We start from the raw sequence: 22,197 nt of genomic DNA, 5'->3' as shown, positions 1-22,197 counted from the left end.
AGTCCGAATAGGGCGATTCAGTCGCTGGGTGTAGACCCGAAACCAGGTGATCTATCCATGGCCAGGATGAAGGTGCCGTAACAGGTACTGGAGGTCCGAACCGACTAGTGTTGCAAAACTAGCGGATGAGCTGTGGATAGGGGTGAAAGGCTAAACAAACCTGGAAATAGCTGGTTCTCTCCGAAAACTATTTAGGTAGTGCCTCAAGTATTACCGTCGGGGGTAGAGCACTGTTTTGGCTAGGGGGTCATGGCGACTTACCAAACCAAGGCAAACTCCGAATACCGATGAGTACAGCTTGGGAGACAGAGCACCGGGTGCTAACGTCCGGACTCAAGAGGGAAACAACCCAGACCGCCAGCTAAGGTCCCTAAAATTGGCTAAGTGGGAAACGAAGTGGGAAGGCTAAAACAGTCAGGATGTTGGCTTAGAAGCAGCCATCATTTAAAGAAAGCGTAATAGCTCACTGATCGAGTCGTCCTGCGCGGAAGATGTAACGGGGCTAAGCCAGTTACCGAAGCTGCGGATTTGCAATTTATTGCAAGTGGTAGGAGAGCGTTCTGTAAGCCTGTGAAGGTGGCTTGTAAAGGCTGCTGGAGGTATCAGAAGTGCGAATGCTGACATGAGTAGCGTTAAAGCGGGTGAAAAGCCCGCTCGCCGTAAGCGCAAGGTTTCCTACGCAACGTTCATCGGCGTAGGGTGAGTCGGCCCCTAAGGCGAGGCAGAGATGCGTAGCTGATGGGAAACAGGTCAATATTCCTGTACCGATTGCAAGTGCGATGTGGGGACGGATCTTAATAGGTTATCCGGCGGTTGGAAGTGCCGGTTTAGACAGATGTAGGCGATACGTAGGCAAATCCGCGTGTCATATACCGAGGCTGTCGATCGAGCGAGCTTGCTCGCGAAGTAACTGAACGAGGTCCCAGGAAAAGCCACTAAGCTTCAGCTTGCAATTGACCGTACCGCAAACCGACACTGGTGCGCGAGATGAGTATTCTAAGGCGCTTGAGAGAACTCAGGAGAAGGAACTCGGCAAATTGACACCGTAACTTCGGAAGAAGGTGTGCCCTAGTAGTGTGATGAGAACATCTGAGCACGAATGGGTTGCAAAAAATAGGTGGCTGCGACTGTTTATTAAAAACACAGCACTCTGCAAACACGAAAGTGGACGTATAGGGTGTGACGCCTGCCCGGTGCTGGAAGATTAATTGATGGGGTGCAAGCTCTTGATCGAAGTCCCAGTAAACGGCGGCCGTAACTATAACGGTCCTAAGGTAGCGAAATTCCTTGTCGGGTAAGTTCCGACCTGCACGAATGGCGTAACGATGGCCACACTGTCTCCTCCTGAGACTCAGCGAAGTTGAAATGTTTGTGATGATGCAATCTCCCCGCGGAAAGACGGAAAGACCCCATGAACCTTTACTGTAGCTTTGTATTGGACTTTGAACAGATCTGTGTAGGATAGGTGGGAGGCTTTGAAGCCGGGACGCTAGTTCCGGTGGAGCCAACGTTGAAATACCACCCTGGTGTGTTTGAGGTTCTAACCTAGGTCCATTATCTGGATCGGGGACAGTGCATGGTAGGCAGTTTGACTGGGGCGGTCTCCTCCCAAAGCGTAACGGAGGAGTTCGAAGGTACGCTAGGTACGGTCGGACATCGTGCTAATAGTGCAATGGCATAAGCGTGCTTAACTGCGAGACTGACAAGTCGAGCAGATGCGAAAGCAGGACATAGTGATCCGGTGGTTCTGTATGGAAGGGCCATCGCTCAACGGATAAAAGGTACTCTGGGGATAACAGGCTGATACCGCCCAAGAGTTCATATCGACGGCGGTGTTTGGCACCTCGATGTCGGCTCATCTCATCCTGGGGCTGTAGCCGGTCCCAAGGGTATGGCTGTTCGCCATTTAAAGAGGTACGTGAGCTGGGTTTAAAACGTCGTGAGACAGTTTGGTCCCTATCTTCCGTGGGCGCTGCAGATTTGAGGAAGCCTGCTCCTAGTACGAGAGGACCGGAGTGGACGCACCTCTGGTGTACCGGTTGTCACGCCAGTGGCATTGCCGGGTAGCTAAGTGCGGAAGAGATAACCGCTGAAAGCATCTAAGCGGGAAACTCGTTCCAAGATGAGATCTGCCGGGGCCTTGAGCCCCCTGAAGGGTCGTTGAAGACCACGACGTTGATAGGTCGGGTGTGGAAGCGCAGCAATGCGTTAAGCTAACCGATACTAATTGCCCGTGCGGCTTGACCCTATAACTTTGATGTAAGCACTGAACGTGCAAATGTCTTTATGCCCTCATGACCCAGCCGTCATGACGTTGGCTGCAATCAAAATACGCTGAGTCGACTCTGTGAATTCGCCGCCCTGGCTTGCCAGGCCGGCAACCCGTTATGCCTGACGACCATAGCAAGTTGGCCCCACTCCTTCCCATCCCGAACAGGACCGTGAAACGACTTTGCGCCGATGATAGTGCGGATGCCCGTGTGAAAGTAGGTCATCGTCAGGCTCTTACAACACCACAAACCCCCTCTCCACAACCTGGAGTGGGGGTTTTGGCTTTCTATTCTTCTGGGTTGTGGTCAATCAACGGTTCGTGACCATGCCATCGCCCAGCGTCAGAGCCCCCGAGGTCTCCAGCTCATCGAGGATTTCCTGCAGCCAAGCGCTGCGCTTATCTGAGCCTGAGTTCTCCAATCCGCCCGGCATGCTGTTTTGCAAATACGGGGTGGCTTCTGCCCACGTGAGAAGCTCATCAAAAGGGATCTGTTGCCATTCCAGCAGTCGGTATTTGATGAGCACCTTGATCGCATACCGGTGGTGTTTTTCCGGCGCCCTGAGGAATTGCTCCAAGCGGCTCCTGGCACGCTTCAGCGCCAAGGCCAGATCGTCAAACACCTGGCCATGTCCAGGAATGATGATCGATGGAGCCAGCTGTTCAATCACGTCGAGGGTTTCGCCGACCTCGTGGAAGGCTTCGATACCCTCAAGCTCGGGAAACACGACACCAAACCCGTTCTCCCACAGGGCATCACCCGATATCAAGATGCCCGATTTCGGTTCGAAGAGGACCACGGCATGGGGGTCGTGCCCTTTGGCTGCATGAACTTCCCAGGCGTGGCTGCCAAGTTGGACGGATTCCCCGGGTGACAGCAGTCCCTGGATCTTGAAGCGGGGGCATACCTGACCGGTCGGGGTGTAGCTGAGCGCGTGAGGGTCCCAATTGCGTACCGCATCGGCTTGTCCGGGCGGAATATGGGTTTCGACGAGCGGATACGCGTCTTGCAACGCTGCGTTACCACCACAATGGTCGCTGTGCAGGTGCGTATTGATGATCGCGTGGAGGGGCTCGGCACCCAGTGCTTGCCGGACCAGGGCAGCGGTCTGCTCGGCATGGCTGGCGTAGCCCGTATCGACAACCGCATTGCGTCCATCGCCGCGGATGATCACATTGTTGGCGGAGAGCCAGCCTCGCTCCAGAAACGTGACGCCTGCGGATGCCAGGCGGTCGTTCAGCATGCGAGCTCCAGCCGGGGAGGACCGTCGATCATGATGCGACCGTTGCCCGCAAGGCGCGTCGCAGGATCTTGCCCACGTTGGTCTTGGGCAGGTCATCGCGGAATTCGATGTACTTGGGACGCTTGTAGCCGGTGAGGTTGTCGTGGCAGAAGCGGGCCACATCCTCTTCCCGCAGCGATGCGTCGCTGCGCACCACAAACACTTTGACCGCTTCGCCCTGGTGTTCGTCCGGCACGCCGACGACCGCGCACTCCAAGACGCCCGGGCAGGTGGAGATGACGTTTTCGAGCTCGTTGGGGAAGACGTTGAAGCCCGAGACCAGGATCATGTCCTTCTTTCGGTCGATGATGCGCGTGTAGCCGTGTTCGTCCATCACGCCGATGTCCCCTGTGCGCATGAAGCCGTCCGGCGTGAAGGCGCGCGCGGTCTCCTCGGGCTGGTTGTAATAGCCGGCCATGACGTTGGCGCCACGGATGCAGATTTCCCCGGACCCTCCGAGCGGCACATCATGGCCGTCGTCGTCCTTGATGGCAATGTCGATGCCGGGCAAGGGCAGTCCAATGGTGCCGCTGAAGCGTTCACTGGTCACAGGGTTGTTGGTGCCGATGGCACAGGTTTCGCTCATGCCCCAGCCTTCCACCATGGTGCAACCCGTCACCTGCTTCCACTGTCGCGCTGTCCCTTCAGACGCCGCCATGCCCCCCGCCTGACTGACGGCCAAACTGGAGAAATCCAGTTGCCGGAACTGCGGGTTTTGCAGGAGGGCATTGAACAAGGTGTTCACCGCCGGCAAGAGGTGGAAGGGGCGCTTCTTGAGCGTTTCGACAAACTTGGGAATGTCCCGTGGATTCGGAATCAGGGTCATGTGCGCGCCCCAACGCACGGTCAGGAGGCCCAGGGTCAGCGCAAAGATGTGGTAAAGCGGCAAGGCCGCGATGGCGTTGACGTCGCGCACATCGCCGACGCGCTGGACGGCAGGCCGGAACCAGGCTTCGGCCTGAAGAATGGCCGCCACCACATTGCGATGTGTCAGAACAGCTCCTTTGGAGAGACCGGTCGTTCCGCCGGTGTACTGGAGGAACGCAATGGTGTCGCCGTTGGCTTGGCTCGGGCGCAGTGTCTGGGTCTGGCCGGCGGCCAGGGCCGTGGCGAAGCTGACGATGTGGCGTGCACCCCGGGGGCCTGTGAGCGGGAGCTTGTAGCTGGGAACGAGTTTGGCCAGGTGCCGCACGGCGAAGGTGATCCAGCGGCCGTACCAGAAGCCCAGCAGATCCCCGAGGCTGGCGACGACCACGTGTTGCACGGGTGTGTGGTCAATCACCTCTTCCAGTGTGTGGGCGAAGTTCTCCAGCACGATGATGGCTTCGGCACCCGAGTCCTGGAGCTGATGCTGGAGTTCGCGTGCCGTGTACAGCGGGTTGACATTGACCACCGTATACCCTGCCCGCAGCACCGCAGCCATGGCGACGAGGAACTGCGGCACGTTGGGCAGCATCACCGCCACGCGGGCGCCTGGGGCGAGCCCTTGCGCCTGCAGCCAGGCGCCCAAGGCGGCGCTGAGTTCATCGAGCTGTGCATAGGACATCCAGCGCTCCATGCAGACCGAAACCGGGCGCTTGCCATGGCGCTGGAACGACTCTTCCAGCAAAGCCGCGAGAGAACGGTATTCGTCGGGCTGCACATCGGCGGGAACGCCTTCGGGGTAGTGGGCAAGCCAGGGGCGTTGGGTCTGGTGGGTAGCGAAGTCCATGGCGCCATTCTGACGACACGGGGTTTGCGGCCATACCGGGCCGACCCTTATGCCCTGTCGCCTTGGGGTCAGACGGTGCGGTGCTGCCACGGGTGGGGCATAGTGGGGCCATGGCTTGGCCTCACGATGATTTCCCCAGACAGCCGGTGCGGCCGGCTTCGCGCTTGGCACGCTTGCAGCAGGCGCTGGTGGTTCTGGGCGCGCTGGCCAGCGCCGTGAGCGCGTTGTGGCTGGGGTGGGCGTGGGCGTTGGTCCTGCCCGCGATCGGCTGGACGGGCTACGCCGCGTCTCTGGCGATCGAATTCCTGTGGGCGGCCCGTGTCGGCCGCGCCGAAGGCCAGCCGCTGCCTGCGGAGCGCGCTGTCTGGATGCGTGCCTGGTGGCAGGAGTGTGGCTGGGGGCCACGGGTGTTTGGCTGGTGGCAGCCTTTTCGCTGGCGGGCGTGTCCCGATACAGCCGAAGCTGTTGCGGGACGCACGGCAGTGGTGCTGGTGCACGGGTTCGTCTGCAACCGGGGATTCTGGATGCCCTGGATGCGCCGTCTGCGCCAAGTCGGTCGTCCCTACGTGAGCGTCAGCCTGGAGCCCCTGACGGGCTCGCTGGATGCTTACGTGCCGCAGATCGAGGCGGCGGTGCAGAAGGCCGAGCGTCTGACGGGCCGTCCGCCCCTTTTGGTCGGGCACAGCATGGGGGGCCTGGCCATCCGCGCCTGGCTGGCCTCGACGCCGGCTGCGCAGACGCGGGTGGCGCGTGTGCTCACCATCGGCTCACCCCACCACGGCACCTGGCTCGCGCGCTTCAGCCGCACGGTCAACGGGCGCCAGATGCAGCGGGGCAGCAAGTGGTTGCAGGCGCTGGCCGCGCGCGAACGTCAACAGCATGCCGAGCCCTACGGGTGCTTCATCTGCTGGTACGCCGACACCGACAACGTGGTGTTCCCGGTGCGCACTGCGACCCTGCCTGGCGCGGACAACCGGCTCGTGAGCGGCGCGCCCCACGTCGGGCTGGCGTTTCATCCGGCCGTGGTGGGCGCGGCCCTGCAACTGGCCGAAGAACTGGATGTGACGCCGCCGGCGGGGGATGGTCAGCCCTGAAGCACGCCGCGGCGCATCTGGTCGAGTTCCATGGTCTCGAACAGCGCCTTGAAGTTGCCTTCGCCGAAGCCCTGATTGCCCTTGCGCTGGATGAACTCGAAGAAGATGGGGCCGAGCTGGTTCTCGCTGAAGATCTGCAGCAGCAATTCGCCCGGGGTGCCATCGACCAGGATGTTGCGGGCCTTGAGTGCTTCGAGGTCCTCGCCGTGGTGCGGGATGCGCTGGGGCAGCAGCTCGTAGTAGGTCTCGCTGGTGCTCAGCAGCTTCACGCCGTCCATCTGCAGCGCGTCGACCGAGTCGTAGAGGTTGGTGGAGGCCAGCGCGATGTGCTGGATGCCCTCGCCGTGGTAGCGGTCCAGGTATTCCTGGATCTGACCGGCCTTGTCGTTGCCTTCCTCGTTGATGGGGATGCGGATCTTGCCGCAGGGGCTGGTCATGGCCTTGCTCTTCACGCCAGTGGCCTGGCCCTCGATGTCGAAGTAGCGCACTTCGCGGAAGTTGAAGATGCGCTCGTAGAAGTCCGCCCATTCGCCCATGCGGCCGCGGTGCACGTTGTGGGTGAGGTGGTCGATGACCGTCAGGCCGTGGCCGACCGGATTGAGCTCGGCGCCGGGCAGCGGGTAGAAGTCGACGTCGTAGAAGCCGATGTTGCCGATCTCGCCCGGTTGGGCGCCGTTCTTGCCGCGCCAGCGGTCGATGAAATAGATGATCGAGTCGCCAATGCCCTTGATCGCCGGAATGTTCAGCTCGCCCGGGCCGGCGGCGTTGGCATACCCCCAGGCGCCCAGCGAAACGGCGCGCTCGTAGGCCGACTTGGCGTCCTGGACGCGGAAAGCGATGGCGCAGACGCTGGGGCCGTGCAGGCGGGCGAAGCGCTGGGCGAAGCTGTCGGGCTCGGCGTTGATGATGAAGTTGATGTCGCCCTGGCGGTACAGCGTCACGTTCTTGTGGCGGTGCTTGGCGACGGCCTTGAAGCCCATGTGCTCGAAGAGTTCCCCCATGGCGACCGGATCGGGCGCGGCGTATTCGATGAATTCGAAACCGTCCGTTCCCATGGGGTTGTCCCAGCCCTGAAAGGCGGGGGCGGCGGACGGGGGCAGTGCGGCGTTCATGGCGGTCTCCTGTGGGGGTGTCGGGGCAATGCGCCACTGTATCGGCGCAGGGTGTCATGATTTCTGCGTTTGTGGGCGCATCTTTCTTCTCGAATGCAGGAATGCTGCAAAATGATGGGCATGCCAGCGCTTGACAAGCTCGACCGCCACATTCTGCGCAGCCTGCAGGCCGATGGCCGCGCCACCTATGACCAGATCGCCGAAGCCGTGGGCCTGTCGCCGAGCGCCGTGCTGCGGCGCGTGCGGCGTCTGGAAGAGCACAAGGTCATCGACCGCTATGTGGCCCTGGTGCGGCCCGAATCGGTGGGCCTGGGCCTGACGGCTTACGTCAACGTGCGGCTGGAAAAGCACACCGGGGCGGCCAAGCGCAACCCCATGGACGAATTCCGCGCCAGCGTGCTGACCTGGCCCGAGGTGGTGGACTGCGTGGCGCTCACAGGCGAGATGGACTTTCTGCTGCGGCTGGTGGTGGCCGACATGGCGGCCTATTCGCGCTTCATGATGGATACCCTGCTCAAGCACCCCAGCGTCCAGGATTGCAAGACCAGCTTTGTCATGGACCGTGTCAAAGCCACCACGGCCCTGCCAGTCTGATCACCAAAACCCCCGGCGCCGACAGGGAATCGGCCTGCCCGGGGTGTCGGCTTACCGGTGGCTGACGGTAAAATGCTGCACTGCAACAACATGAAGAACCCCAACGGGGTGTCAAGTCACCCGTCTGTCGATCTTTCCGGTGTTGTGTCCGATTGGTCTTTCAGGAACTGAGGGGAAACCCTTAGATTTCAGGTCATGTTCGATCCTGTTCAGTGGCTCAAATCCGTGGCATCGGCCGCCCCGTCTCCGGCGGATGAAACATCGCTGTCAGAGGCCGCGCCCGCCGCACGGGCTCCGGTCGCGGTGCCCATCCGTTCGCTCGGGCCGGCCCATGCCGATCGCATTCGTGCCCACCTGCTGGCGCTGGGGGAACACGACCGCTACCTGCGTTTCGGCTACGCCGCCAACGACGAGCAGATCGGCCGTTACGTCGATGGCCTGCGCTTCGACCGCGACGAGCTGTTCGGCATCTTCAACCGCCGGCTTGAACTCATCGCCATGGCGCATCTGGCGTTCTCGGTCGACCCGGACTGCACGGCCTGCGCCGAGTTCGGCGTGTCCGTGTCGGCCAGCGCGCGCGGACGCGGCTACGGCAGCCGGCTGTTCGAGCGGGCGGTCATGCACGCGCGCAACGAAGGCGTCAGCCTGCTGTTCATCCATGCGCTGTCGGAAAACACGGCCATGCTCAAAATCGCGCGCAAGGGCGGCGCTCACGTGGTGCGCGAAGGCTCGGAGGCTGAGGCCCATCTGCGCCTGCCGCCGGCCGACTTCGATTCGCGCGTGACCGCGTTCTGGCACGAGCAGACCGGCCTGACCGATTACCACCTCAAGGCGCAGGCGCGGCATTTCCGCGATGCGCTTGCCCTGTTGCAGGAAATCCGCCAAGGCGTGCGGGATTCTCGCGAGCGGGTGCGCTGAGGCGGGGCCCCTGGACCCCGGCGTTGGCCGCCGTCATGGCCTTGCGGTATCCTTTGCCGCAGTTCAACCAGCCGATGACGTTCAGTGGCCGACCACCCCCCCAGTCCGGGGCCGCAGCGCAGCAGCCTGCGGCATGAAGACAGCAAAGACAAGCGCAGTTTCCTGCAGAAGCTCGCGGAGTTCATCCACCCTGGACCGGATTCCAAGGACGAGCTGATCGGGGCCTTGGCCGACGCCGAGGACAACGACATCATCAACGCCGAGTCGCGTGTGATGCTCGAAGGCGTGATCCGCATCGCTGACATGTCGGCCGGCGACGTGATGGTGGCCGCGCCGCGCATGGACGTGCTCGACATCCACGCTCCCTACGACGAACTGCTGCACCTGGTCATCGACACCGCGCACTCGCGCTTTCCGGTGTACGAAGGGGAGCGCGAGAACATCATTGGCATCCTGCTGGCCAAGGACCTGCTCAAGCTGCAGCGCTCGCCGGCCCTGAACATCCGCGCCCTGCTGCGCCCGGCGGTGTTCGTGCCCGAGAACAAGGGCCTCAACGATCTGCTGCGCGAGTTCCGCGGCAACCGCAACCATCTCGCCATCGTGATCGACGAGTTCGGCCGCGTGGCCGGGCTCATCACCATCGAAGATGTGCTGGAAGAAATCGTCGGCGAGATCGAGGACGAATTCGATGTGGCCGAAGACAACGGCGAAATCTTCGCCCTGGCCGACGGCACATGGCGCGTGAGTGGCGACACACCACTTGAACGTTTCAACGAGGCTTTCGGCCAACACCTGTCGGTGAACGATTTCGACACCCTGGGCGGCCTGGTGGCGCACACGCTGGGCCATGTGCCCAAGCGGGGCGAGGTGTACGACCTGGATGGTCTTCAACTGGTGGTGCTGCACGCCAAGGGCGGCGCGGTGCGCTGGTTCAAGGCGATGCCGGCGGCCGAGCGCGACTGAGCCGGTGGTCGGGGTGGTTCCGGTCTGATGCGCAGCCTGTTCGGCAATCTGCACCCCCCGTCGGGCTTCTCGCCGTTCAGCGGCCAGGCACCCGGGCGGCCGGCGCGCGGACACGGTGTGGGCTGGTTCCTGCTGTGCGTGCTGGCCGGTGCCTTGCAAGCCGCTTCGCTGGCCTGGCCGCTGACAGCTTGGGTACCGCCGGGCCTGGCTGCAGGGCAACCCTCGGGCGGGCTGCAGATCGTGTCGCTGGCCCTGCTCGTGCTGGCTTTGCGCCATGCCTGGCGGGTGAGGCAGGCCGTGTGGCGGGCGTGGGTGTTTGCCACAGCCTGGCTGGCCGGCACGTTCTGGTGGCTGTTCATTTCCATGCACACCTACGGGGGGCTGCCAGCACCGCTGGCGGCGCTGGCGGTGCTGGCCCTGGCCGGGTTCCTGGCGCTGTACTACGCGGTGGCCGCTGGCGTGCTCTGTCGCTGGGCGCCGTACGGCCGCTGGCGCCAGGGCTTGCTGTTCGCCGCGCTGTGGACCCTGGCCGAGCTGCTGCGTGGCACCTGGTTCACGGGCTTCCCCTGGGGCGCGGGCGGCTATGCGCAGGTGGAGGCGCTGGGCGTGTGGGCGCCCTGGGTCGGGGTCTACGGCATGGGCTTTCTGTCGGCCGGGCTGGCGTACGCCCTGGCCGTGCCGTTCTCGGCCAGAACCGCGGCCGCCGCCAGCGGAGCAGGACGTTCCGGGGGCTTCTCGCTGAAAGCGGCAGCGGCCTTCTGCGGTCTGGTGGTCCTGGTCATGGCGCCCCGGATGCTGGGGACGGGGGCACAGAACACCGAGTCCACCGGCGCCCTGCGGGCCTGGCTGCTGCAGGGCAACATCGCGCAGGACGAGAAATTCGAGGCCGGCACCGGCATCGCGCAGGCGCTGACGTGGTACCCGGCCCAGTTTGCCGAGGCGCAACGGGCCGCGCCTGCGCAGCGCCCCCAACTGGTGGTGGCGCCCGAAACCGCGCTGCCGTTGCTGCCGGCGCAGCTGGAGCCGGCTTTCTGGGAGGCCTTGCTCACGCCACCCGACGGCGCCACCGGGCCACAGCCGGGCTGGCTGGCGGGCCTGCCGCTGGGCAGCCTGGACGCGGGGTACACCAATTCGGTCTGGGGCATTGCCCCGGACCGGGCCGAGCGCGCACGGCGGCTGCTGGCCGACACCGGGCGCAGCGATCTGCTGCAGGCCCAGCCGCCTGCCGTGGGCTTCTACCGCTACGACAAGCACCACCTGGTGCCCTTCGGTGAATTCATCCCGCCACTGTTCCGCTGGTTCACCGACCTGATGAACATCCCCCTGGGCGATTTCGGCCGGGGGGCGCTGCCGCAGGCGCCGTGGGGCTGGGCCGGACAGCGGCTGGCGCCCAACATCTGCTACGAGGATCTGTTCGGTGAAGAACTGGCGGCCGCGTTCCAGGACCCGGCCACCGCGCCCACGGTGCTGGTCAACGTGAGCAACATTGGCTGGTTCGGCGATTCGGTCGCCATCGACCAGCATTTGCAGATCTCGCGCCTGCGCGCCATGGAGCTTGGCCGGCCCATGCTGCGGGCCACCAACACCGGGGCCACGGCGGCCATCGATCACACCGGGCGCGTGGTGGCACAACTGCCACGCCTGACCCGAGACCGGCTCGACGTGACCGTGGAAGGCCGCAGCGGCCTCACGCTCTACGCCCGCTGGGCCTCGCGCTGGGGGCTGTGGCCGCTGTGGATCGGGTGCCTGGGGTTGGCACTGGCGGCCCTTTTGTGGCCCACCCGCGCGCGGCGCCCGCGGGCCGGCGCCTAAAATCACGGGTTTGACCCTTGCCGGTGACGGGCTGTCCGCGCCGGCTGTTTTTGCTGGGTCTCCTTCTTTTCGGTGGGCCGATGGCCGCCGCGCTCGACGATGTTGACCTTCCAACAGATCATTCTCAAGCTGCAATCCTACTGGGATGCCCAGGGCTGCGCACTGCTCCAGCCCTACGACATGGAAGTGGGCGCGGGCACCAGCCACACCGCCACTTTCTTGCGCGCCATCGGCCCCGAACCCTGGAAGGCCGCTTACGTGCAACCCAGCCGGCGCCCGAAAGATGGCCGCTACGGCGAGAACCCCAACCGCCTGCAGCACTATTACCAGTACCAGGTGGTGCTCAAGCCCGCCCCCAGCAACATCCTGGAGCTGTACCTGGGCTCGCTCGAAGCGCTGGGCTTCGATCTGAAGAAGAACGACATCCGCTTCGTCGAGGACGACTGGGAAAACCCCACGCTGGGCGCCTGGGGCCTGGGCTGGGAAGTCTGGCTCAACGGGATGGAAGTGACGCAGTTCACCTACTTCCAGCAGGTGGGCGGCATCGACTGCAAGCCCGCCACCGGCGAGATCACCTACGGCCTGGAGCGCCTGGCCATGTACCTGCAGGGCGTGGACAACGTCTACAACCTGAAGTGGACGGACACCCTGAGCTACGGCGACGTCTACCTGCAGAACGAGAAAGAGCAGTCGGCCTACAACTTCGAGCATGCCGACGCCGATTTCCTGTTCACCGCCTTCGGTGCGCACGAAAAACAGGCCAAGCACCTGATGGAACAGCAACTGGCGCTGCCGGCCTACGAGCAGGTGCTCAAGTGCGCGCACAGCTTCAACCTGCTGGACGCGCGCGGTGCGATTTCGGTGACCGAGCGCGCTGCCTACATCGGCCGCATCCGCGATCTGGCCCGCAAGGTGGCGCGCAGCTACCTCGACAGCCGCGCCCGCCTGGGCTTCCCCATGGCGCCCAAGGCCTGGAGCGACGAAGTGCTGGCCGAACTGGCCAAGGCCGAACAGAAGAAAGCCGCCTGAGCGGGAGCGCACAAAAATGACAACGAAGAACCTCCTCGTCGAACTGTTCGTGGAAGAGCTGCCGCCCAAGGCGCTCAAGAAACTGGGTGACGCCTTCGCCAGCGTGCTGGCCGACCAGCTCAAGGCGCAGGGCCTGGCTGCTGCCGATGCGGTGGTGACGCCGTTCGCCTCGCCGCGCCGTCTGGCCGTGCATGTGACCGGTGTCGCCACCAAGGCCGCCGACAAGGCCGTGTCGCAAAAACTCATGCCGGTCAGCGTCGGTCTGACCGCTGATGGCCAACCCACGCCCGCGCTGCTCAAGCGCCTGGCCGGTCTGGGTGCCGATGCCTCGGCCGTGTCGGGCCTCAAGCGCGCCATGGACGGCAAGGCCGAAGCGCTGTTCTTCGACAGCGTGCAGCCGGGTGTCGACCTCGCCGAAGGCCTGCAGAAGGCGCTTCATGAGGCCATCGCCAAGCTGCCCATTCCCAAGGTCATGACCTACCAGCTCGAAACCGACTGCGAGCAGCCGGGCTGGAGCAGCGTGCACTTCGTGCGCCCGGCCCACGGCCTGGTGGCGCTGCACGGGGCCGACATGGTGCCGGTCAAGGCCCTGGGACTGACCGCTGGCAACACCACCCACGGCCACCGTTTTGAAGCCGCCATGGACCCGGTGCTGCTGGCCGATGCCGACGCGTATGCAGAAGTGCTTGAGCGAGATGGCGCGGTTATTGCAAGTTTTGAGAAGCGCCGGACCAATATCCTCATACAGCTCAATGTGGCTGCTGTCGAGGTTGGTGATGATGTTCGCCCGATACATGATCCTGACTTGCTCGACGAGGTGACCGCGCTGGTCGAGCGCCCCAACGTGCTGACCTGCCAGTTCGAGCCCGAATTCCTGGCCGTGCCGCAGGAGTGCCTGATCCTCACGATGAAGGCCAACCAGAAGTACTTCCCGCTGCTGGACGCGGCCGGCAAGCTGACCAATAAATTCCTGGTGGTCAGCAACATCAGCCCGGCGGATGCGAGCGCGGTGATCGGCGGCAACGAACGCGTGGTGCGCCCGCGCCTGGCCGACGCCAAGTTCTTCTTCGACCAGGACCGCAAGAAGACGCTGGAAAGCCGCGTCGAAGGGCTGGGCAAGGTGGTCTATCACAACAAGCTGGGCACGCAGGGCGAGCGCGTCGAACGTGTGCGTGCGATTGCGCGCGCCATCGGCCAGCAGCTCGGCGGCGACGCCCTGGCGCAGAGCGCCGACACCGCCGCGCGCCTGGCCAAGACCGATCTGCTGACCGACATGGTGGGCGAGTTCCCCGAGTTGCAGGGCATCATGGGCGGCTACTACGCTCGCCACGATGGCCTGGGTGACGACATCGCCTTCGCCATCGAAGACCACTACAAGCCGCGCTTCGCGGGCGACGAGCTGCCGCGCACCCAGACCGGTGTGGTGGTGGCGCTGGCCGACAAGCTGGAAACCCTGGTCGGCATGTTCGGCATCGGCAACCTGCCGACCGGCGACAAGGACCCGTTCGCGCTGCGCCGGCATGCGCTGGGGGTGATCCGGATGCTGGTGGAGAAGGACGTGCCACTGAAGCTGGCAGACCAGCTGCTTTACAGCGCTTCTGAAGCCTTCAATGGATGGCTGGATAAGCAGTCAGACCCCGAGGAAGCCCAATTCCAGTTTGGCTTTAACAAGGCAAAGCTTGAAGAGTTCATGTACGACCGTTTGGGTGGCAGCCTGCGCGAGCAGGGCGCCAGCGCGCAGGAAGTCGACGCCGTGCTGGCCCTGCGTCCGCAGCGTCTGGCCGACGTGGCCCAGCGCCTGCAGGCCGTGCGCGCATTCGCCGCGCTGCCCGAAGCGCCCGCACTGGCCGCCGCCAACAAGCGCATCGGCAACATCCTCAAGAAGTCCGAAGGCGAGGGCGCGGCGGTGAATCCGGCGCTGTTCGCCGAACCCGCCGAAAAAGACCTCTACGCCGCCATGCAGGCCGCCGTGCCCGCTGCCAGCGCGAAGTTCGATGCTGGCGACTACACCGCCAGCCTGCAGGCGCTGGCCGCGTTGCGCACGCCGGTCGACGCCTTCTTCGACGGTGTGATGGTCAACGCCGACGACCCGGCACTCAAGGCCAACCGCCTGGGGCTGTTGAAGGCGCTGCACGAGGCCATGAACCGCGTGGCCGATCTGTCGCGCCTGGCGGCCTGACCATGTGCCTGCGCCACCGCTTCGCCGGTTGCTGCCTGAAGGCCGGGGTGGGCAGGGCACTGGCGCAGCACCGGCTTCGGGCCGGCGGTCTGCTGCAGCCCTCTTTCGGGAGCCTCGCATGAAGCTGCTGATCCTCGACCGCGACGGCACGCTCAACCGCAACCGCGACGACTACGTGGCCTCGCCCGACGAGTGGGAGGCGCTGCCCGGCGCGCTGGAAGCGGTGGCGCGGCTCAACCACGGGGGCTGGCGCGTGGTGCTGGCCACCAACCAGAGCGGCATCGGGCGTGGCACCTTCGACATCGCCGCGCTCAACGCCGTGCACGCCAAGATGCACCGCCAGCTGGCGACGGTGGGCGCACGGGTCGAGGCGGTGTTCTTCTGCCCGCACGCACCCGAAGATGCCTGCCACTGCCGCAAGCCGGCGCCCGGCCTGTTCGAGCAGATCGGCCGGCGTTTCGGCGTGCCGCTGGCGCAGGTGCCGGCCGCCGGCAACGCCCTGCGGCACGTGCACGCGGCAGCGGCGGCCGGCTGCCCGGCCCATTTGCTGCTGACGGGCAAATCCGAACACCTGCGCGCCGCGCCCGGCTCGCTTTTGATGGCCAACGCCCCCGAACTGGCCCAACTGCCCCCCGGCACCCAGGTGCACGACAGCCTCCCGGCGTTTGCCGACTGGCTGCTGGCGCAGGATGAACCCGCCGAAGGCCGGGTCGTGGCCCCCAACTGACCGCTGTTTGCTGTTTTCGCATGAACCTGATCCGATCCGTCCTGCACCTGCTGTTCATGGCCGTCACCGTGGTGCCCTGGGCCCTGGCGGTGGTGGTGGCCTCCCCGTTCCTGAGCCGGCGGCGCGTCTACGCCATGTGCGTGGGCTGGCTGAACACGGCGGTGTGGGGCGGCAAGGTGATCCTGGGCATCCGCAACCACGTCATCGGCTACGAGAACCTGCCCGTGGACAGCCAGGCACCGGCTGTGCTGCTGGTCAAGCACCAGTCCACCTGGGAGACCTTCTGCATGCCCGGGCTGATGCCGCACCCCCTGGCCTACGTGTTCAAGAAGGAACTGCTCTACGTGCCGTTCTTCGGCTGGGCCATGGGCCGGCTGGACATGATCCACATCGATCGCAGCAAGCGCGCGCAGGCCTTCAACCGGGTGGTGGCGCAGGGCAGGCGCCTGCTGTCGCAGGGCACCTGGGTCATCATGTTCCCCGAAGGCACGCGCATCGACCGTGGCCAAAAAGGGCACTACAAAAGCGGCGGCACCCGGCTTGCCATCGCCACCGGGGCGCCGGTGATCCCGGTGGCCGTGACGTCGGCCAAATGCTGGCCGCGCAAGGCCTTCATCAAACGCCCGGGCACGGTGGAGTTTTCGATCGGCAAACCCATCCCCAGTGCGGGCCGCGAACCCGACGAGCTGATGCGCGAGGTGGAAGCCTGGATCGAGGCCGAAATGCGCCGGCTGGACCCGTCGGCCTATCCCGCGCCGGCCCAGGCCTGAGGCGTTCCATGCAGCGCTTCGTGCAACTGGCGCTGGACTTCCTGACCGGGCCCGACCCGGCACGGGCCCCGGTGCCGGCGCCATCGCCTCCCGCACCTTCCCCGCCACCGGTCCCTGCGCCCCCGGCGGAACCGCTGCACGCGGTGTTCCAGCCCGGCACCTGGCACCATCCCCGGGCCAACCGCCTGCTGCGCCTGGGGCATTGCGACGTTGCCTACGAATTCAAGCGTGGCAAACGCCGCACCATCGGCCTGAGTGTCGGCGCCGACGGGCTGACGGTCAGCGCGCCGCGCTGGACGCCGCTGGGTGAGGTGGAGGCCTTGCTGCAGGCCAAGTCGGCCTGGGTGCTGGAAAAGCTGCAGAAAGCCCAGGCCCGCGCGGGCGAACTGGCGCGGGCCCGCACCGTGTGGGCCGACGGTGCCGAGTTTCACTACCTGGGCCAGCGGGTCCTGTTGCAGCTTGACCCTGCGCACGGTTTCGCCAGCGTGGGCGCCGAGCTGTGTGCGGGCGATGACGGTGCGCCGGCGCGCCTGCGGCTGGGCCTGCCCAAGACCGCGAGCGAAGCCCAGATCCGCGACGCGGCGCAGGCCTGGCTGATGCGCCAGGCGCAGCCGCTGTTCGTGCAGCGCCTGGACCACTTTGCGCCGCTGCTCGGGGTGCGCTACACGCGCCTGCGGCTGTCGAGCGCCGGCACCCGCTGGGGCAGCGCCAGCGCCGACGGCACCATTCGCCTGAACTGGCGGTTGATCCACCTGAGCCCGGACATGCTGGACTATGTGGTGGTGCACGAACTCAGCCACCTGCGCCACATGGACCACAGTCCGCAGTTCTGGGATGTGGTGGCCAGCGTGATGCCCGACCACGCGCAGCGCCGCAAGGCCTTGCAGCAGGCTGCGGTGCCGTTGGCGGAATAGGGCCGCTGCGCCTGGACCGGATCACCTGCCGCGCCAGCGGCGAAGCCGGGTCATCGTTCAGACCGCTGCGAAGCGGTAGACGCCGTCGGCGTCATGCCTGCGTCGCAGCTGCCCCGCAAACCACAGCCGGTGCAGGTGCGCGACCGATTCGCCCATGGCAAAGGTGGTCTGGTGCAGGTCGAGGGCGCGGGTGAAGAGCACCGGGAGGATGTCGTGCGCGCTCATCGGTCGTGTGCGGCAGGCGGCCATCACCTCGGTCAGGCGCTCGGCATGGTGGTCCTGCAGCTGCTGGATGCGTTCGTGCAAACCGGTGAACGGTTTGCCGTGCGAGGGCAGCACGAGGGTGTCGGGCGGCAGCGGCCGGTAGCGTTCCAGCGAGTCCAGGAACAGGGTCAGCGGATCGCTTTCGGGCTCGCTGTCGTACACGCTCACGTTGGTGCTGATGCGCGGCAGCACCATGTCGCCGCTGATCAGCACGCCGGCCGCGTCACTGTACAGCGCCATGTGCTCCGGCGCGTGGCCATAGCCGGCGATGCAGCGCCAGACCCGGCCGCCGATGGTCACCGGCATGCCGTCCAGAAGGCGGTGAAAACGCGGTGGCACGCTGGGCACAAGGCTGGGGAAGTAGCTGGTGCGTGCGCGGACCTGCGCCAGCGCGTCCGGATCGGTCAGGCCATGGGCCTGGAAGAAGGCCGCCGCGCCGTCGCCACCGAAGGCGGTCGGGCCCTGGGTGCCGAGGCGGGCGAGGTGGTAGTCGGTGGCGCTGATCCAGAGCGGGCAGGCGCGTTCGGGTGTGCTCCAGTGTTCGCACAGCCAGTGCGCCAGACCGATGTGGTCCGGGTGCATGTGGGTGACGATCACGCGCAGCACGGGCAGGCCCTGCAGTTCGTGCGTGAACACCTGCTCCCAGAGCGTGCGCAGCGTGTCCCGGGCAATGCCGCAGTCGACCACCGTCCAGCCGTCGACGCCATCGATCGTGTCGCGCAGCAGCCAGAGGTTGATGTGGTCCAGCGCGAAGGGCAGCGGCATGCGCAGCCAGCGGATGCCCGGCGCCACTTCGAGGCTGCGGCCCGGCTCGGGCAGGGTGTCGGCCAGCGGGTAATGCAGCCGGGCTTCCAGATCGTCTTTGGTGGGTGGGGTCATGCGCAGGGCGGTTCCGTTAAACTGACGTTGACGTAAACGTCAATCCACTGTCATTCTACGAAGCTGCGCACGGCCCGACACGTCCCCATGGCGACCCCTCCGAGCACCTACACCATCAGCGATCTCGCGCGCGAGTTCGACCTGACCACGCGCGCCATCCGCTTCTATGAGGACATGGGGCTGATCCAGCCGCAGCGCGAGGGGCCAGGCGGGCGCAACCGGGTCTACAGCTCGCGCGACCGCACGCGCCTGAAGCTCACGCTGCGCGCCAAGCGCCTGGGCCTGTCGCTGACCGAGGCCCGGGACATCATCGACATGTACGACAGCCCGCGCGACACCGGGCCGCAACTGCGCAAGTTCCTGACGGTGCTGGCCGACCACAAGCGCCAGCTCGAAGACCAGCTGGCCGATCTGATGGCCAACCTTGACGAGGTGAAGGTGCACGAGAAGGAGGCGCGGGCGCTGCTCGCCAAGGTCGAAAAGGCCGGGCCACCCGACGGCCCGTCGCCGCAAGGCTGAGGGGCCTCAGCCGGCCGGGGCATCCGGCTCCAGCCAGACCACCTGGCCCTGGCCCGCTTCGTTCAGCCGCGCCCGCAGTGCCGGGCCCTGGGGCTCGGGCAGTTGCAGGGTCACCGTCACGTGGGCGCCGTGTTGCGCGGCCAGCAAGGTGGCGTCGTGCGTGGCCAGTTCGCGCCGCAGCCAGCCCTCGAGGGCGTAGGGCACCACGCAGCGCAGCGTGGTGGGGCGGATCACCGGCACTTTCCGGGCGGTGAGCAGGGCCTGGGCCACGCTGTCGGTGTAGGCGCGCACCAGGCCGCCCGCACCCAGCGGCGTGCCGCCGTAGTAGCGCACGACCGTGGCCAGCACGCCTTCCAGATCCTGGTGCCGCAGCACTTCCAGCATGGGCCGACCGGCCGTTCCGCCGGGCTCGCCGTCGTCGTGGGCGGCCGAGTGCCCGCCGGCCATGAGCGCCCAGCACACGTGCGAGGCGGTGGGGTGTTCGGTGCGCAGCGCGGCCACGCGGACCCGTGCGGCGGCCCGGTCCGGGACCGGCTCGACGCAGCCGATGAAGCGGCTCTTTTTGATGACCAGCTCGCTGTGGGCAGCGGCCGGCAGGGTGTAGGGCATGGCCCGAGCATAGCGGGCACGCGGCGCGGGGCTTGGCGCGGGGGCGGGCATGCCGCATAATTGACGTTTACGTAAACGTAAATCAAAAAAAGCCCCAGCCCACAGAGGCGCGTTGCACCAGGAGACAGCCATGACCCCCTCTTTCGAACCCCGTGACCCGGACTTTGAACAGCGGGTGCGCGCCAGTTTCGCGCGTCAGGCCGCCATGCGCACCCTGGGTGCGACGCTGGCAGCCGTGCGGCCCGGTCAGGTGGAGATCACGCTGCCCTGGGCCGAACCGCTGACGCAGCAGCACGGTTTCCTGCACGCGGGCATGGTGTCGACCGCGCTCGACTCGGCCTGTGGCTACGCCGGGTTTTCGCTGATGCCGACCGACGCCGCCGTGCTGACCATCGAATTCAAGATCAATCTGCTGGCGCCCGCCCAGGGCGAACGCTTTCGCATGCTCGGCACGGTGATCAAGCCGGGCCGCACCGTCACCGTCTGCGAAGGCCAGGCCTACGCCATCGACGGCGACCGCGAGAAACTGATCGCCACCATGGGCTGCACGCTCATGGCGGTGATCGGCCGCGAAGGCATTGCCGGCTGACCGTTTGTTTTTCCGACCTTTTTGACCCCGATTCCAGGAGCCTTCATGAACAACCTGCCCGGCCTCAACTTCCAGCTTGGTGAAGATATCGACGCCCTGCGCGATGCGGTGCGCGACTTTGCCCAGGCCGAGATCGCCCCCCGTGCCGCCGAAATCGACCGCGACGACCAGTTCCCGATGGACTGCTGGCGCAAGATGGGCGAGCTGGGTGTGCTCGGCATCACCGTGCCGGAGCAGTACGGCGGCGCCAACATGGGCTACCTGGCGCACATGGTGGCCATGGAAGAGATCAGCCGCGCCAGTGCCTCGGTGGGCCTGAGCTATGGCGCGCACAGCAACCTGTGCGTGAACCAGATCAACCGCAACGGCACCGATGCGCAGAAGGCGAAATACCTGCCCAAGCTAATCAGCGGCGAACACGTGGGCGCGTTGGCCATGAGCGAGCCGGGAGCCGGCTCCGACGTCATCAGCATGAAGCTCAAGGCCGAGGACAAGGGCGGCTACTACCTGCTCAACGGCAGCAAGATGTGGATCACCAACGGCCCCGATGCCGACACGCTGGTGGTCTATGCCAAGAGCGAACCGGAGATGGGCGCGCGCGGCGTCACCGCCTTTCTGATCGAAAAGGGCATGAAGGGTTTCAGCATCGCGCAGAAGCTCGACAAGCTGGGCATGCGCGGCAGCCACACCGGCGAACTGGTGTTCCAGGACGTCGAGGTGCCGGCCGAGAACATCCTGGGCGGCCTGAACATGGGCGCCAAGGTGCTGATGTCGGGTCTGGACTACGAGCGCGCCGTGCTCACCGGTGGTCCGCTGGGCATCATGCAGGCCGTCATGGACAACGTGATCCCCTACATCCACGACCGCAAGCAGTTCGGCCAGAGCATCGGCGAATTCCAGCTCATCCAGGGCAAGGTGGCCGACATGTACACCGTGCTGCAGGCGGCCCGCAGCTTCGCCTACACCGTGGCCAAGAACCTGGACCTGCTGGGCACCGAGCACGTGCGCCAGGTGCGCAAGGACTGCGCCTCGGTCATCCTGTGGACCGCCGAGAAAGCCACCTGGATGGCCGGCGAGGGCGTGCAGATCTACGGCGGCAACGGCTACATCAACGAGTACCCGCTGGGCCGTCTCTGGCGCGACGCCAAGCTGTACGAAATCGGCGCGGGCACGAGCGAAATCCGCCGCATGCTGATCGGCCGCGAGCTGTTTGCCGAGACCTGCTGAACACCTGCGGGCAACCATGGGCAACCACGCCACGCAAGATTGACCGTGCGGGCGTGGGTCACAATCGCGGCATGAACTCAACCGTCCAAAATCTCATCGATGCCAACCACCGCTGGGCCGAGCAGGTGGAGCTCGAGCGCCCGGGTTTTTTTCACACCCTGGCCCAGCAGCAAAGCCCCAAATACCTGTGGATCGGCTGCTCCGACAGCCGCGTTCCGGCGAACCAGGTGATCGGGCTGGCGCCTGGTGAGGTGTTCGTGCACCGCAACGTGGCCAACGTGATCGTGCACTCGGATCTGAACGCCCTGTCGGTGATCCAGTTCGCGGTCGACTACCTCAAGGTCGAGCACATCCTGGTGGTGGGGCATTACGGCTGCGGCGGCGTGCTGGCCACGCTCAAGGGCATGCGTGTGGGCCTGGCCGACAACTGGCTGCGGCATGTGCATGACGTGATGATCCGCCACCGCAAGCGCCTGGAACACCTGCCGCTCGAAGCGCAGGAAGACGTGCTGTGCGAGATGAACGTGATCGAGCAGGTGGGCAACGTGGCGTTGACCAACGTGATCCAGGATGCCTGGGCGCGGGGCCAGAAGGTGTCGGTGCACGGCTGGTGCTACGGTCTCAAGGACGGCAAAGTCAAAGACCTCGGGGTGAGCATGAGCCACCCCGGCGAGGTCATGGGCGTGTTCCGCACCGCGCTCAAACGTTACCCCATGGGCGGGTGACACCCGCATG

At 65.3% G+C, this 22,197-nt stretch carries 19 protein-coding genes and 2 rRNA genes (1 of these 21 running past the window's edge); 16 read left to right on the top strand and 5 right to left on the bottom strand.

All coding sequences use genetic code 11. From position 1 onward, the window contains the following. Both QQK43_RS08320 and rrf read left to right on the top strand, forming a co-directional pair. Positions 1-2,248: ribosomal RNA gene (locus tag QQK43_RS08320) — 23S ribosomal RNA — on the top strand (it extends 625 nt beyond the left edge of the window). A 142-nt stretch (positions 2,249-2,390) separates the two neighbouring features. Further along, positions 2,391-2,503 (top strand): 5S ribosomal RNA (gene rrf / locus QQK43_RS08315). Between the two features lie 77 nt (positions 2,504-2,580). On the opposite strand, the gene QQK43_RS08310 is transcribed toward rrf, so the two are convergent. Further along, a complete protein-coding gene (locus tag QQK43_RS08310; RefSeq protein ID WP_284307384.1) occupies positions 2,581-3,513 on the bottom strand; it encodes an MBL fold metallo-hydrolase in 933 nt (310 codons plus the stop codon). A 28-nt stretch (positions 3,514-3,541) separates the two neighbouring features. Continuing rightward, positions 3,542-5,263 (bottom strand): AMP-binding protein, encoded by a 1,722-nt coding sequence (locus QQK43_RS08305; RefSeq protein ID WP_284307383.1) that lies wholly within the window; start codon positions 5,261-5,263, stop codon positions 3,542-3,544. Between the two features lie 110 nt (positions 5,264-5,373). On the opposite strand from QQK43_RS08305, the gene QQK43_RS08300 reads away from it, so the two are divergent. Continuing rightward, entirely contained in the window at positions 5,374-6,357 is a 984-nt protein-coding gene (locus tag QQK43_RS08300) for an esterase/lipase family protein (protein WP_284307382.1), read from the top strand. Here the strand turns inward: QQK43_RS08300 and hppD are convergent. Next, a complete protein-coding gene (gene hppD, locus QQK43_RS08295; protein WP_234266441.1) occupies positions 6,348-7,469 on the bottom strand; it encodes a 4-hydroxyphenylpyruvate dioxygenase in 1,122 nt (373 codons plus the stop codon). The two genes, QQK43_RS08300 and hppD, sit on opposite strands and share 10 nt — an antisense overlap. 120 nt (positions 7,470-7,589) lie before the next feature. Here hppD and QQK43_RS08290 point away from each other — a divergent pair, with 120 nt between their 5' ends. The 9 genes from QQK43_RS08290 (at position 7,590) to QQK43_RS08250 (ending at position 17,375) form a co-directional block, all read left to right on the top strand. Beyond that, entirely contained in the window at positions 7,590-8,063 is a 474-nt protein-coding gene (locus QQK43_RS08290; protein ID WP_234266450.1) for an Lrp/AsnC family transcriptional regulator, read from the top strand. A gap of 195 nt (positions 8,064-8,258) precedes the next feature. After that, on the top strand, positions 8,259-8,981 hold the full coding sequence (locus tag QQK43_RS08285; RefSeq protein ID WP_284307381.1) for a GNAT family N-acetyltransferase: 723 nt from the start codon (positions 8,259-8,261) through the stop codon (positions 8,979-8,981). A gap of 126 nt (positions 8,982-9,107) precedes the next feature. Then, positions 9,108-9,944 (top strand): CorC family transporter, encoded by an 837-nt coding sequence (locus QQK43_RS08280; RefSeq protein ID WP_370465240.1) that lies wholly within the window; start codon positions 9,108-9,110, stop codon positions 9,942-9,944. Between the two features lie 27 nt (positions 9,945-9,971). Continuing rightward, a complete protein-coding gene (gene lnt, locus QQK43_RS08275) occupies positions 9,972-11,756 on the top strand; it encodes an apolipoprotein N-acyltransferase (RefSeq protein WP_284307379.1) in 1,785 nt (594 codons plus the stop codon). Positions 11,757-11,855: 99 nt separating this feature from the next. Continuing rightward, on the top strand, positions 11,856-12,785 hold the full coding sequence (gene glyQ, locus QQK43_RS08270; RefSeq protein WP_284307378.1) for a glycine--tRNA ligase subunit alpha: 930 nt from the start codon (positions 11,856-11,858) through the stop codon (positions 12,783-12,785). Positions 12,786-12,801: 16 nt separating this feature from the next. Continuing rightward, on the top strand, positions 12,802-14,964 hold the full coding sequence (gene glyS, locus QQK43_RS08265; RefSeq protein WP_284307376.1) for a glycine--tRNA ligase subunit beta: 2,163 nt from the start codon (positions 12,802-12,804) through the stop codon (positions 14,962-14,964). 118 nt (positions 14,965-15,082) lie between these two features. Then, a complete protein-coding gene (gmhB, locus tag QQK43_RS08260; protein WP_284307375.1) occupies positions 15,083-15,691 on the top strand; it encodes a D-glycero-beta-D-manno-heptose 1,7-bisphosphate 7-phosphatase in 609 nt (202 codons plus the stop codon). 20 nt (positions 15,692-15,711) lie between these two features. Further along, positions 15,712-16,461, top strand: coding sequence for a lysophospholipid acyltransferase family protein (locus QQK43_RS08255; protein ID WP_284307374.1), 750 nt, complete (start codon positions 15,712-15,714; stop codon positions 16,459-16,461). 8 nt (positions 16,462-16,469) lie between these two features. Continuing rightward, positions 16,470-17,375: a M48 family metallopeptidase gene (locus tag QQK43_RS08250; RefSeq protein WP_284307373.1), complete on the top strand. Its 906-nt coding sequence runs from the start codon at positions 16,470-16,472 to the stop codon at positions 17,373-17,375. A gap of 57 nt (positions 17,376-17,432) precedes the next feature. On the opposite strand, the gene QQK43_RS08245 is transcribed toward QQK43_RS08250, so the two are convergent. Beyond that, positions 17,433-18,518, bottom strand: a complete 1,086-nt coding sequence (locus QQK43_RS08245; RefSeq protein WP_284307372.1) for an MBL fold metallo-hydrolase — start codon at positions 18,516-18,518, stop codon at positions 17,433-17,435. An 87-nt stretch (positions 18,519-18,605) separates the two neighbouring features. Here QQK43_RS08245 and QQK43_RS08240 point away from each other — a divergent pair, with 87 nt between their 5' ends. Beyond that, positions 18,606-19,037 carry a MerR family transcriptional regulator gene (locus QQK43_RS08240; protein ID WP_234266431.1) on the top strand — a complete coding sequence of 144 codons (432 nt, stop codon included), beginning with the start codon at positions 18,606-18,608 and terminating at the stop codon, positions 19,035-19,037. Positions 19,038-19,043: 6 nt separating this feature from the next. On the opposite strand, the gene QQK43_RS08235 is transcribed toward QQK43_RS08240, so the two are convergent. Beyond that, positions 19,044-19,646 carry an IMPACT family protein gene (locus tag QQK43_RS08235; RefSeq protein ID WP_284307371.1) on the bottom strand — a complete coding sequence of 201 codons (603 nt, stop codon included), beginning with the start codon at positions 19,644-19,646 and terminating at the stop codon, positions 19,044-19,046. 130 nt (positions 19,647-19,776) lie between these two features. Here QQK43_RS08235 and QQK43_RS08230 point away from each other — a divergent pair, with 130 nt between their 5' ends. The 3 genes from QQK43_RS08230 (at position 19,777) to can (ending at position 22,187) form a co-directional block, all read left to right on the top strand. Then, complete coding sequence (locus tag QQK43_RS08230; protein WP_284307370.1) at positions 19,777-20,235, top strand: PaaI family thioesterase; 459 nt, start codon at positions 19,777-19,779, stop codon at positions 20,233-20,235. Between the two features lie 45 nt (positions 20,236-20,280). Further along, positions 20,281-21,462: an isovaleryl-CoA dehydrogenase gene (locus QQK43_RS08225; protein WP_284307369.1), complete on the top strand. Its 1,182-nt coding sequence runs from the start codon at positions 20,281-20,283 to the stop codon at positions 21,460-21,462. A 71-nt stretch (positions 21,463-21,533) separates the two neighbouring features. After that, positions 21,534-22,187, top strand: a complete 654-nt coding sequence (can, locus tag QQK43_RS08220) for a carbonate dehydratase (RefSeq protein WP_234266427.1) — start codon at positions 21,534-21,536, stop codon at positions 22,185-22,187. Positions 22,188-22,197 lie beyond the last annotated feature (10 nt).

The organism is Hydrogenophaga electricum (genome assembly GCF_030160815.1).
GTDB classification, from domain to species: domain Bacteria; phylum Pseudomonadota; class Gammaproteobacteria; order Burkholderiales; family Burkholderiaceae_C; genus Hydrogenophaga; species Hydrogenophaga electricum.
The sequence above is the reverse complement of the archived record's forward strand: the minus strand, read 5'-3'. Positions and strand labels throughout refer to the sequence as shown.